The sequence below is a fragment of the Hymenobacter canadensis genome (genome assembly GCF_027359925.1).
Lineage (GTDB): Bacteria > Bacteroidota > Bacteroidia > Cytophagales > Hymenobacteraceae > Hymenobacter > Hymenobacter canadensis.
The window spans coordinates 676,727-689,173 of record NZ_CP114767.1 but is presented as its reverse complement, the minus strand read 5'-3'; the positions used below and the strand labels follow the sequence as shown (position 1 = coordinate 689,173).

The 12,447-nt window shown below is 62.6% G+C and carries 10 protein-coding genes; 1 reads left to right on the top strand and 9 read right to left on the bottom strand.

What is annotated here, in order from left to right; translation table 11 throughout:
- Positions 1 to 55: 55 nt before the first annotated feature.
- From trhO to O3303_RS02940, 7 genes are all read right to left on the bottom strand, one after another.
- On the bottom strand, positions 56 to 1,009 hold the full coding sequence (gene trhO / locus O3303_RS02970; protein ID WP_269560581.1) for an oxygen-dependent tRNA uridine(34) hydroxylase TrhO: 954 nt from the start codon (positions 1,007 to 1,009) through the stop codon (positions 56 to 58).
- Between the two features lie 81 nt (positions 1,010 to 1,090).
- Positions 1,091 to 1,723 (bottom strand): NeuD/PglB/VioB family sugar acetyltransferase, encoded by a 633-nt coding sequence (locus tag O3303_RS02965; protein ID WP_269560580.1) that lies wholly within the window; start codon positions 1,721 to 1,723, stop codon positions 1,091 to 1,093.
- 106 nt (positions 1,724 to 1,829) lie between these two features.
- On the bottom strand, positions 1,830 to 3,095 hold the full coding sequence (locus tag O3303_RS02960; protein ID WP_269560579.1) for a hypothetical protein: 1,266 nt from the start codon (positions 3,093 to 3,095) through the stop codon (positions 1,830 to 1,832).
- Positions 3,092 to 4,396 (bottom strand): DUF2851 family protein, encoded by a 1,305-nt coding sequence (locus O3303_RS02955; protein WP_269560578.1) that lies wholly within the window; start codon positions 4,394 to 4,396, stop codon positions 3,092 to 3,094. Before O3303_RS02955 ends, O3303_RS02960 begins: the two co-directional genes overlap by 4 nt.
- 144 nt (positions 4,397 to 4,540) lie before the next feature.
- Positions 4,541 to 5,185, bottom strand: coding sequence for an outer membrane lipoprotein periplasmic chaperone LolA1 (lolA1, locus tag O3303_RS02950; RefSeq protein ID WP_044013019.1), 645 nt, complete (start codon positions 5,183 to 5,185; stop codon positions 4,541 to 4,543).
- A 121-nt stretch (positions 5,186 to 5,306) separates the two neighbouring features.
- A complete protein-coding gene (locus O3303_RS02945) occupies positions 5,307 to 8,291 on the bottom strand; it encodes an FtsK/SpoIIIE family DNA translocase (protein WP_269560577.1) in 2,985 nt (994 codons plus the stop codon).
- 228 nt (positions 8,292 to 8,519) lie between these two features.
- Complete coding sequence (locus O3303_RS02940) at positions 8,520 to 10,169, bottom strand: DUF6044 family protein (protein WP_269560576.1); 1,650 nt, start codon at positions 10,167 to 10,169, stop codon at positions 8,520 to 8,522.
- A 338-nt stretch (positions 10,170 to 10,507) separates the two neighbouring features.
- Here O3303_RS02940 and O3303_RS02935 point away from each other — a divergent pair, with 338 nt between their 5' ends.
- Entirely contained in the window at positions 10,508 to 10,753 is a 246-nt protein-coding gene (locus O3303_RS02935; protein WP_269560575.1) for a hypothetical protein, read from the top strand.
- A gap of 29 nt (positions 10,754 to 10,782) precedes the next feature.
- On the opposite strand, the gene O3303_RS02930 is transcribed toward O3303_RS02935, so the two are convergent.
- Positions 10,783 to 11,241 (bottom strand): hypothetical protein, encoded by a 459-nt coding sequence (locus O3303_RS02930; protein WP_269560574.1) that lies wholly within the window; start codon positions 11,239 to 11,241, stop codon positions 10,783 to 10,785.
- A 161-nt stretch (positions 11,242 to 11,402) separates the two neighbouring features.
- Positions 11,403 to 12,305: a site-specific tyrosine recombinase XerD gene (xerD, locus tag O3303_RS02925; RefSeq protein ID WP_269560573.1), complete on the bottom strand. Its 903-nt coding sequence runs from the start codon at positions 12,303 to 12,305 to the stop codon at positions 11,403 to 11,405.
- Positions 12,306 to 12,447: the final 142 nt, after the last annotated feature.

Sequence of the window (12,447 nt, the reverse complement as noted above, 5' to 3'; positions counted from 1 at the left end):
AGACGTGATAAGGTCCTTCGCAAGCTCAGGATGACAGGGCCATTTGCATAACAACCTACTTGGCAGGCGCCCGATACGAAATCAGGCCCTGCTCGGGGCGGTAGTGGTTGCTGATTTTGGGGTAGGTGCCGGTGCCATCGTACGGGCGCTTGGCGGGGTGCTCCTGGCAGGCTGGCGAGCAGGCGCCTTCCAGCTGCTGGCCGCAGGCTTCGCAGAGCGGCACGTGGGCGTTGCAGGTCGGGTTGGCGCAGTTCACCATCCGGTCGGAAGGCGTGTGGCAGTGGTGGCACTGGCTGATGACGGTCGGGTTGACGCTGTTTACGTCTACTGCCACACGGCCATCGAACACGTAGCATTTGCCGTCGAAATCCTCGCCGCCGGCTTCCAGGCCGTACTTGATGATGCCACCATGCAGCTGGTACACATTCTCAAAGCCCTGCTCCAGCAGGAAGGCCGAGGCCTTCTCGCACTTGATGCCGCCGGTGCAGTAGGTCAGCACTTTCTTGCCTTTGTACTGCTCCAGCTCGGCCACCTTGTCCGGGAACTCGCGGAAGTTCTCGATGTCGAGCGTCACGGCATTCCGGAAGCGGCCCAGCTCGTACTCGTAGTCGGAGCGCACATCGAGCACCACCACATCGTCCTGGTCCTTCAGGTCCTTGAACTCCTGGGGCGAAAGGTGGATGCCGGTGCGCTCGTAGGGCTTGATATGGGGCAGCCCCACGTGCACGATTTCCGGCTTCACGCGCACGTGCAGCTTCTGGAACGTGTGCTCCGGCGCGTCTTCGATCTTAAACTCCAGCGCCGCGAAACGCGGGTCGGCCTTCACCTCCCGCCTGTACTCGGCGCAGTCGGCTACGGTGCCCGACACGGTGCCATTGAGGCCCTCGGGCGCCACAATGATGCGGCCCCGCAGGTTCAGCCGCAGACACAGCCGATGGTGCTCCTCACGGAATTGTTCCGGATCAGCAATCGGCGTGTAGCAGTAATAGAGCAGAACGTGGTAGTCCATGTGCAATGAGCAATTATCAATGAGCAATGAACAGATGATAGCTAGCGCACCACCTGTTCATTGCTCATTGTTCCTTGATAATTAAACCTTCTGGGCTGGGTTGCCGAACACGGTCTGGTTGGCGGGCACGTCGGCCACTACCACTGAGCCGGCTCCTACGCGGGCTTTGTTGCCGATTTTGACGCCGGCCACGATGATGGCGCCGGCCCCGATGAAGGCCTGCTCCCCCACCACCACGTCGGCATTGAGGATGGCCCCGGCCCCCATCTGGGCGTAGTCACCCAACTCGGCGCGGGCATCAAGCACCGCATTAGGCCCGATCAGGCAGCCGTTGCCCACTTTGGCGGTACCAGATACCACGGCGTTGGCGCCCACCAGATTGCCGTGCCCCAGCCACGCGTGCGGCGACACGCTGGCGCGCTGGTGAATGGCATTGACGGGTACGGCTTGGTATTCGTCGTGGAGCATGCCGGTGAGGCTGCGGCGGCTGGCGGTGTCTTCGGTGGCCACGAATACCTCGCACTTCTTGCCCAGCAGCTTCAGCAGCTCCTTATCGTCGGTGTTGCCCATCACGGGCACGTCGAGAAACTCGGTGTTCTGCAGCGCCGCGTCGTCGTCGAGGAGGCAGTATACAACTACCTCATTGGAGAGAAAAGCGTCGAGAGCGGTGATGCCCACCGTTTGGGCACCAAGTATGATTACAGGATTTTCCATGCGAAGCGAAGTGCGGCCCAAGTGGGCCGGCGGAGTTGCAAACCGCAAATTTACGGATTCGTTCGCTGCCGCGAAGCAGCCGGCCCCGGCTTTTACGGCCCGGCCGCTACATTCCCAGGCGGCGCAGCCAGCGGGCAGCCCCATCATGCTGCAGCGCCAGCCACAATAGATACGGCAGCAGTGCCACGCGGTAGCGGTTGAGCGTGCCCAGATTGGGGCTGCTCAGACCCAGTAAGGCGGCCAGCAATATGCAGTACAGCAGCAGCACCAGCACCAGCGCAAACGGCAGCCGGCCGGCCCTACCCCGCAGCGTTTGCCCCACCGACCAGAGCAGCACCGCCAGCAGCGCCAGGTTTTCGAGCCCGGCCACGAGGTAAAGCGCGCCGCCGCCTTCCCAGGGCCAGGGCCGCACCAGCGCCGCCCCAATGGCTACGGGAGTATGTGCCAGCAGACTTTCACCGGTAGGCCGCAGCGCCGGGTACTCGATGCGGGGCCGGCCAGCCGACTTGGCATACAGCTCGCGGTAGTTGGTGAGCAGGCGGCTGGTGAAGCGGTTCATGGTGAATACGGGGCTCACCTGCCCCACCACGTACACGCCGCCGGCCAGCAGCAGCGCCAGCAGCAGCACCTGCCCCCAGCGGTGGCGCAACCCGCCCAGCCACTGGCCCGTCCGGATGGCGACCAGCCCGGCCAGCGCCGCCAGCAGCAGCCCCGCAAAAAAGAAGCGCGCCTCAAAGTGCAGCGCCGCCAGCGCCAGCAGGCCCAGCCATTGCCACGGGCGCAGCTTTTCACTGCCGTAGAGCCACTGCAGCACCAGCGCCACCACAGCCGCGCCGCTGCCTACCAGCACGCTTTCCTTGGTGAGGCCCGCCGTCCAGAACAGCACGCTGGGCCACAGCAGAAAGCCCACCAGCACCGCTCCAGTGGGCGTATCCGGGAACAGGCGGCGCACGGTGCGGGCCAGCTCCCAGCTAGCCACAAAGCAAAACAAGCTGGTATACAGCCCCGAAAGCCACAGGCTACCCGCCCCCCCCAAGTTCAGCACCGACACGACCTTGTACATGAAGAAAGTGTTGGAAAAGCCGTGGAACACAACGTGCCAGTCGTGGAAATGAAACTCATTGCCGAGCGCCGTGTGCAGCCAGGCGGCAGGGCTTTCCCAGAGCTGCTGGCTGAGGGCATTGCCAAAAAGCTGCATGTGGCGCGAGTCGCCGCTGGGACGCCAGCTGGCCACCGCCCAGGCCAGCAGCTTCAACCCCAGCAGCGGCAGCAGCCAGCAGCCTATGCCAGCCTCCGTGAGCCGGGGCCGCAGCCAGTGCCACAGCAGCAGCAGCAGGCCCGCATTGAGCACAAGAGCCAGCAGCAGCTTCACGAAACAGCCGGGGTTCGTTGCAAAATCCGGCTGCCGATGGCGCAATGCAGGCAGCGGCGCGGCGTGCAGTAGCCGCGGTGCAGCGCCAGCAGCCCCTGCGAGTCGGCGGCGCTGCGGTGGCCGAAGCCCTGCGCCGCATAGGCATCGGTAATGTGGTTGTGTTCGGCGGGCAGCTCGTTGAGCAGGGCCACTGCGCTTTCCACCAGCTCCGGCTGGCCTACGTGCCGGGCATAGGCCACCCGCAATGGTACCACCACGTTGGTTATCAGCACCTGCACGCTGCTTTTGCCTAGCGCGGGCACCTTGCCGGGCACGCCGGGCCGGAAGTGCTGCCGCCAGTAGTCAGTGGTTGGGGCCTGGAAAAATTGCGTGAGCGTGCGGACATCAGCGGCCGTGAGTAGGGCGTCGAACAGGGCGGGGCGGGCGTGCAGCACGGCGGCCAGCTGCGCCAGCCGCACCGGCGCGAAGTTGGCCGGCCGCAGCCGCAGGAAGTTCCACTCGTGCACTTCCAAAGCTGTGCCGTGCAGGCTGTACTTGTGCTGCAGAAACGCAAACTCCTGCCGCAGCCCGGCCAAGTAGGCATCGTGGCGGGTGGCGTCGGTTTCGGCCAGGAAGCCGGCCTGCCCGAACAGCAGGGCTTCCAACTGGCGCGTATCGTGGCGGTGGCGGCGCACGATACCTAGCGGCAGGGCCTTGGCCAGGCGAGCCAGCGGCTCACTGTTTTTCTGGAAACCGAAAGCCGCCGCCAGCGCGTGGTAGGCGGTAGCCTCCCAGTCCTGCCCCAGCCGCTGGTGCAGCTCTTCCACCACGCTGGCTTTCTGCTCCACCCGCTCCAGCAGCGCCCGTTCCACCATGCTCATGCGTGTAACGGCGGGCACCGTGCTCAGCAGCGCCGCGCACGGCAGCGCGTTGGCGGCTTCCGCATTGACTATCAGCTTCTCATACGTGGCCAGCAGCGTGGGCGCAATGCGCGGGGCCAGCGCCAGCGCGGGCACTTCGCTGCCGTCGAGGCGGTGCACGGGCTGGTCGGCTTCGTGCACTACGTGCAGCACTACCTGATCATATTTGGGGTCGTGCTGGTGCTGGTGGCGGTGCCAATCGGAGGCGCGCAGATGGATTTCCACCGCGCCGTTCCACTCCACTTCGCCCAGTTGCAGGCGCGCGTTCAGGAAGTCGGGGCCGGCGTCGGGGTTGCGCATGCCGGGGCGCAGCACGGTTATCGGCTGCCCATCGGTGGTGCGCAAATCGGTTTTATCGAAATACTGATGCTGCCAGACGTAGTGGAGGAAATCTTCTTGCATAGCGCCACCCATAAAGTACGGACGGGCAAGATAATGGGAAACCGCACGCCTTGGGCAGCCTGCGCTGCACGGCGCTGTATCTCCCCAAACGAAACCGGCCCGCCTCTTGTAAGGAAGCGGGCCGGTTTCGTTTAACAGAAACGATTAGCGCAGGTCGATAACCTTCACGCCTTTGTATTTCGACTTGTCGAAGTTGAACGTGGTGGCATCCACGGGCACGTTCGGCGTGAACTTATTGATCTTGAAGGTGTAGCGGTTGCCGTTCTTCTTGAACATCTGCCAGCTCTTCACCGACTTATCCACCTTACTCACCTTCAGGCGCACCTTGAACACGGGGTTGCTGCGGTCTTCCGGCGACAGCTCGATAACATCGACGGCCTCGCCGTTTTCCTTGGCTTCCTGCACGTAGGAGTACTTGTAGCCCTTCTTGTAGAGCGTATAGATCTGCGAAGGCGAGATTTCCTGCTCGTCGGCCTCAAAGTCGGAGATATTGACTTCGTTTTCCGACTTCATGTAGGTCCAGACCGTCTGGCCGTTGTTGATGACCTCTTGGCCGCTGATTTTCAGCCGGAACTTCTGGCCGCTCACCAGAATGTCACCGCTCAGGTTTTCCTTCACCTTAGTGGCGTCATTTTCCAGCGTCTGGGTGAAGTTGGCCCGGAAAGCTTTCATGGCCTGATACTTGGCACTCATCTGGTCGAGAATCTTGCCGGCTTTGGGGTCCTGCTGCGCCGAAGCGGCCGACACGAGCGACACGGAAAGAGCAAGCAGGGCGAGGTATTTTTTCATTGCAAAAAGGTGGTGATTCGGTAGGTTGAGTACAGAGACGTGTAGCGGGCCAGTTTGTTTACTTCTAAACCAAAAGAAGTGGTAAAACCTCCCTGGCGTGGCTGGAAATAGCCGCTGGCGCTTACTTGGGCAGCGTATTCAACAACTGTTCCAAACTGTACTCGTCCGGAATTAATACTTCGCGGGCCTTGCTGCCCTCAAACGGCCCCACGATGCCGGCGTGCTCCAGCTGGTCGATAAGGCGGCCGGCGCGGTTGTAGCCGAGCTTCAGGCGGCGCTGCAGCAGCGAGGTGCTGCCCTGCTGGTGCGTGACGATAACGCGGGCGGCTTCCTCAAACATCGAGTCGCGCTGCGCGGGATCCATGTCTTCCATGTCGCCGCTGCCGCCACCGCTTTCGCCCACCACTTCGGGCAGCAGGTAGGCGTCGGGGTAGCCCTGCTGCTCGCCGATGTAGTCGCAGAGGCGGTCCACCTCGGGCGTGTCGATGAAGGCGCACTGCACCCGGATAATGTCGGAGCCCTGCGAAATCAGCATGTCACCCTGGCCCACCAACTGGTCGGCGCCACCGGCGTCGAGAATGGTGCGGGAGTCAATCTTGCTGGTCACCTTAAAGGAAATCCGGCAGGGGAAATTGGCCTTGATGATACCCGTAATAACGTTCACGCTGGGGCGCTGGGTGGCCACAATCAGGTGAATGCCGATGGCGCGGGCCAGCTGCGCGAGACGGGCAATCGGAGTTTCCACCTCTTTGCCGGCGGTCATCATCAGGTCGGCCAGCTCGTCAATTACCAGCACGATGAACGGCATGAAGCGGTGGCCCTTCTTGGGGTTCAGGCGGCGCTCAATGAACTTGCGGTTGTACTCCTTCAGGTTGCGGCAGCCGGCATCCTTGAGCAGGTCGTAGCGCTTATCCATCTCCATGCATAAGGAGTTGAGCGTGTTCACCACCTTCTTGGTGTCGGTGATGATGGCCTCCTCGGTGTCGGGCAGCTTGGCCAGGAAGTGGCGCTCAATCTTGTTGAAGATACTCAGTTCCACCTTTTTGGGGTCGACGAGCACGAACTTGAGCGTGGCCGGGTGACGCTTGTAAAGCAGCGAAGCCAGAATCACGTTCAAACCCACCGACTTACCCTGGCCGGTGGCACCCGCCATCAGCAAGTGGGGCATCTTGGCCAGATCGACGACGAACACCTCGTTGGTGATGGTGCGGCCGAAGGCAATCGGCAGGTCCATTTCAGTGTTGGCAAACTTCTCGGTGGCAAAAACCGACCGGATGCTTACCATCTCCTTCTTGGTGTTCGGCACTTCGATACCAATCGTGCCCTTACCCGGAATAGGTGCGATGATACGGATACCTAACGCCGCGAGGCTCAGTGCAATATCGTCTTCCAGGCTCTTGATTTTGGAGATGCGCACCCCGGCGTCGGGCACGATTTCGTAGAGCGTGACCGTGGGGCCGATGGTGGCCTTGATGCTGGCGATGTTGATGCCGTAGTGGCCCAGCGTTTCCACGATGCGGTCCTTGTTGGCTTCCAGCTCCTCCTTGGTTACCTGGGCTTTGGCCACGCCGTAGTCGTTGAGCAGCTCCAGCGTGGGGTAGAGGTAGCGCGACAGGTCCAGCGTAGGGTCGTAGTTGACGGCGGGCATGGTTTCCATGTCCTCGTCATCGTCGGCAATGCGGGCCATGTCGGCGCCGGCGGCCGGGTCCAGCTCACCGGGCTTCACGGCAATCTGCAGGGCAGGCGCTTCGGGGTGAGCAACCGGCTTTTCGCTGCTCGGGGGCGACAGAGGCGTATCATCGTCGGCCAGATCGGAGAGGGAAAGCGGCGTGGGCACCCGCGACGGGGCCACGGCCAGCGGCTCCGGATCGGCAGGCGCTTCGATGGAGAAGCTGGGGCCTTTCGGCGCGGCGGTGGTGCCGCCCGCAGCCATAGAAGCAGCCGCACCGGCCGCGCCAACAACAGCGCCGGCCGCAGCCACGCTCATGGGCACGGCGGTGCCGGCCGCGGTAGTCAGGGCGGCAGCACCAACTCCGACAGCGGCCGCCGCCGGGGCTACGCTCGGAGCCATGTTGAACGCCGAAGAAGCCACCGGACCGCTGGCCACAAATGGCGCGTCGGGCGCGGGCGTAGCATAGGGCTCCTCGTCGTCCAGCTCTTCCTCCTCTATGGCCGCCACAGGTGGGGCCGCCACCGGCCGCGTATCGCGCACCACGAAGCCCATATCAGGCTCGGGCTCGTCGTCGTCGGCGTAAGCCGCGGCGGCCACGGCCGGGCGGCGGTTTGAGTCAGCAGCAGCAGGCTCTGCGTCCGGCTCCTCCCCTTCCGCCCCAAAGCGCGGCAGCGTGACTGACGTGACGTTGAAGAAAAAGACCACGAAGGAAATCAGCAGGAAAGCCAGCAGCAGCACCGTGCCCCAGCCGATGAGACTGTCGAGCCAGACGGCCGCTTCGTAGCCGATACCGCCGCTCAGGAAATCGAGGCGGTAGCCCAGGCTGGGGTCGGCATCGGGGGCCTGCATGGTGAGCACCACGTAGCCCAGCAGCACGCTCAGCCAGCCCATGATAAACAGGCACAGCGCCAGCACGTAGGTCACGGACACGCCGGCCCGCCGGAACACAATCTTGTAGCCCAGGAAGAAGACAATCGGAATCAGGGCGAAAGCCGCCACACCGAAGCCCTTGTAAATCAGCAGCTGCGCCGCGAAAGCCCCCACCAGTCCCAGCCAGTTGCCAGATTGCTGGCCGGCTTCCTTCACCGGCGTATGGTCGAGGCCTTCCACCACGCTCTGGTCGGCGTGGCCGGTGAACAGGAACGAGAAGAAGGCGAACGTCAGGTACAGCGAAGCCAGCAGGAAGAAGAAGCCCAGAAACAGCTGAAACCGCCGGTCGCGCAGGAACCCGAAGATGGCGCCCAGGTTCAGCGACGGCAGCTTCAGGGGTTTGCGTGGCGGCTTGGGCGCGGCCTTGGGTTCGGAGGCCCGCCGGTTTTCGCGGGGTGCGGCCGGCTCGGGCGCGGCCGCTCGGGGCTGCGGGGCACGGGTTGGCCGGGGCTCATTGGCCCGGCTGGGAGGTGTTGCGTCTTGCTTGTAAGTATTTTTTGCCATTCTAACGCGCCAAAGGGCCAAATCTAGGCAATTGTTAGTGGATTCAGCGGATTCGTGGAGTGGTGGGTTGATGGAGTGATGGAGGCGAAAATCCAGAACGTCATTCCAAGCGGAGCGAGGAATCTCGCGAACTGACGTTGTAGTCGTGGTTCAACATCAGCACGCGCAATTCCTCGCTCCGCTCGGAATGACGTACCATTTCAACCACCCCACCAATCCGCCACCCCGCTACTCCACCTCATACAGCCAGATATGCCAGTAGGCGTCGGGCTGACCGAACTCACCGGCCAGCCGCAGCCCACTACGGGCCGGGGTAGCCAGCCGTGCCGCCGATAGCACGTAACGCCCGCCTAGCTGCCGGAAAGCCGCCGCACCAAAGGCGAAATCCTGCACCGTGCGCTGCTGAAACGCGCCCACCCGAAAATCCTTGCCCAGCTCGCTCGAAAACAGGTAGCAGCGGTTGCCCCAGGCGTCGAAGTAGCGGCGCAGGGTATCGTTTTTGGTCAGCTCCCCGGCTATTATCGGGCGGAAGCGGTGCTTGTAGGGCAGCGGGTAGTTGTTCTGATAGGAGTCGAGGGTGTAGAAGTTGTTGAGCTGGGCCACGGCCGGAGGCAGACCCAGGCTGGCCACGCGGTACTGCGCGGGCTCCAGGCCGGTTTGCTGCCGGATGGCCTGCTGCACCTGCCTGAACAGCACCGGCGCCACGTAGGCGGTGTAGTTGGGCTCGTGCGGACTGGGCCGGCCCGCCAACTCGCGCAGGTTGTTGGTCCACTCCGGGTTCATGCCTAACCCAATCAGCAGCTGCAGCCCTACCACGGCTAGCTGCCAGCGGCCGCTGAGGTGGCGCAACGCCAGCGCCAGCAGCCAGAACCACAGCAGCGGCGCCAGAAAATGCAGCCTCCCGAAGTTGAACACGCCCAGAATCGGCAGCCGATGCTGGCCCCAAGCCACCAGCTGCGGATGGAAGCCGCTGAACACGGCCAGCGCCGCCAGTGCCAGCAGCCAGCCGCCCAGCTGCCGCACCCGCGCCGCCCGCTGCCCAGCTGGCGCCAGCCCCATGGCGGCCGCCACGGCCAGCAGCACCGCTACTCGCAGAAACCGGCTGGCGTGGTACTGCCCAAACAGAAAAAACTGGCTGGTGCTGCGCAAACCAGCTTTCAGGCCCAGCGGCGCGAGTTGGGCCAGGTCGAACTCCACGCGGTGCGGCACAAACTGCCGGGCCACCAGCAGCGAGTAGAACAGCGGCCACTCCACCACCAGATACACGGCCAGCAGCAGCACCATTCCGCCCAGGAACAGCCAGTTGAGCTGCCGCCGATGCCACCAATCACGCAGCCAGAGGGCACCCAGCGCCGCCAGCATAAACGGCCCTACAAACACGAACATAGTCCAGAACGGGAAGGCGGCAATCAGCAGCCAGTGCCACCACCGGTCCGCCCCGCGCCGCACGGCCAGAAACGCCAGCAGCAGCGCCGGCTGCCCCAGCACCGACAGCCCATACATAGAATAGAGCGGCAGCAGCGCCCAGGCCAGCGCCACGCCGGCCGCCACCCGCCGCTGCCGCCGCTCGGGCAGCAGTTCCTGCCGCAGCAGCGCATACAGGGCCAGCAGCCCCAGCAGCCGCACCAGTGCCTGCTGCACCAAGTAGGCGGCCCACGGCGGCATCAGGGCAAACAGGCTTACCGTCACGCTCAGACCCGGGCGCAGGGCGTTGCGGGGCAGCCCGTCCATCAGGGGCGCCACCACGACCTGCGGCCGGTAGTCCAGCGCCACGCCTTGCTGCACAAGCAGATACGGAATATTCAGCTCCGCATCCAGATTATCGTCGATGGTAACGTAACTGTGGGCCCGCAGAATGCCGTATGGAAGCAGGAACAACAGCAAGCCCAGCAGTGCCAGTCCCAGCGGTGAAAACCGAAAAGAATCAGGTTGATTTAGGGAAGGCACAGGCAGAAAGTTTGCGACAAAAGTACCCCGCCGCGCCCTAACCTTTCCGACTACACCAATTGCAATGCTCAGCTAGGACCACCCTCACTCCTGCCCCGCATTGTCCCATGACTATCATATCACCATCTGCCTCCGAAAAACAAGCCTTTTGCAAGGTTGAATACGATGCCAGCAACCATTGGCTGCGTGCTACCTGGTACGGTTTCGTAAATCCCCAGCAAGCTCTTCAGAGCATTGTTTCGCATCTGGATCTGCTCAGCACCCCCCTGGTGCCGCTTTTCCTCAACGACAACAGCCGGGTGCTGAATCCCTGGTTCGACTCGCTGACATGGTTGCGCTACGTGTGGGAAAGCACCAATACGTCGCCGCCGCCCTGCATGGCCCACGTCATGCAGCCTGGCGCCAGCGCCAACGTCGGCGACCTAGACACGGGCTGGACCCGCAACGCCGGCACCGATCTGCAGCTGTTCGAGTCGGTGTGCGAGGCCGAAGAATGGCTGCGCTCCTGTTGTTAATACCTACTCTCAGCGGCCGGCTGTCCTTATTACTCTATGGTTGTTTCCGAAGCTACACTGCCTTGTAGTTCATAGCCGACCGGAATGGTGGCGTCCTTGCCTTTTTTTAGCAGAAACAGCGGGCTCACCACCACAGCCAAGCCGATAGCAGCCCCTTTGGTATCGGTGCCGGCACTACTGGTGCCGCTGCTAGTGAGCGGAATCATCTGGCCATCCACGGCCTGTACCACACTGGGCCTGATGCCCAGGCTGCCTTCTTTGCCCATACCCTTTCGCCGCTCGGCGGCCGTTACCTGAGCGCTGCCCGGCGCTCCGGCCTTGATAACAGCCCGGCCGCCAATCATTACATCGTACTTCACGCGCAGCGACACATTCTGGCCCATCTGGGCATCATTGGACGACAGCGGAGTGGTAGTCTCAAGCACCACCAGGGTACCAGCGCGCAGCAGCGTGCCCTTGGATGCCTGAGGCTGAATGGCTGCGCTCAATACAACCAGCAAAGAGAAAAGAAGGAGGAAAAGGAAGCTTTTCATGGCAGGTGTGGACTTAGGTAAAAAAACAGCACATTTCCCGTAAGGGCTTGTACTAAGCTACGTTTTTATTTCCTAATTCCGATCCGCCTTTATCTTGTTTTTGCGATATTAAACTACTAGCTGCGCGGGTGGAAGGCCGTAATCACCTGCCGCAGGTAGTCCCGGTCGAGGTGGGTGTAGATTTCGGTGGTCGTGATGCTTTCGTGGCCCAGCATTTCCTGCACGGCCCGTAGGTCGGCGCCGCCCTCAATGAGGTGCGTGGCAAAGGAGTGCCGGAAAGTGTGCGGGCTGATGCTCTTGCGCACCCCGGCCTTGTCGGCGGCCGCCTTGATGACCGTGAATACAGTGACGCGCGACAGACTGCTGCCGCGCTTATTGAGAAACACAAAGTCCTCGTGGCCCGGCTTGATGTCGAGGTGGCAGCGGATGCCCTGCAGGTAGAGCCCCAGGTGCTTCAGCGCGTCGCGCCCGATGGGCACCAGCCGCTCCTTGTTGCCCTTGCCGGTTACGCGCACGAAGCCCTGGTCGGCGTAGACGTTGGACAGGCGCAAACCAGTCAGCTCGCTCACGCGCAGGCCCGAGGAATACAGCACTTCCAGCATGGCGCGGTTGCGGGTGCCCTCGGGCGTACTCAGGTCGATGCCGTCCAGCAACTGCACGATTTCGTCGTAGCTGAGCGTATCGGGCAGCTTGCGGCCGGTTTTAGGGGCTTCCAGCGTGTCGGTGGGGTCGTGCGTGAGCAGGTCCTCCATGATCATGAAGCTGAAGAAGGCCTTGATGCCGGACAGGATGCGCGCCTGCGAGGTGGCGCTCAGGCCCAGTTCGCCTAGGTACGCCAGAAACTCACGCAGCAGCTCGGCCGTCACTTCCTTGGGCGAGTTGGGCAGGTGCCGGATTTCCAGGAAGTGGCGCAGCTTACTTACGTCGCGCACGTAGGCCTCCACCGAGTTGCCCGACAACGACTTTTCCAGCTGCAGGTAGCCTTCAAACTGCCGAATAGTAATAGACCAGGTAGACATCTGTGTAGGGCTTAGGGAATAGGGCCTGGGGCTCAGGCCACGTACATAGCCGGGCAGTATAGCCGCGAATATTGTTTTGTGGTCGCAAGTTTAACGAAGCGTAATTTGCCGTCACCAATTAATCAGTCAGTGTACCCGCCTC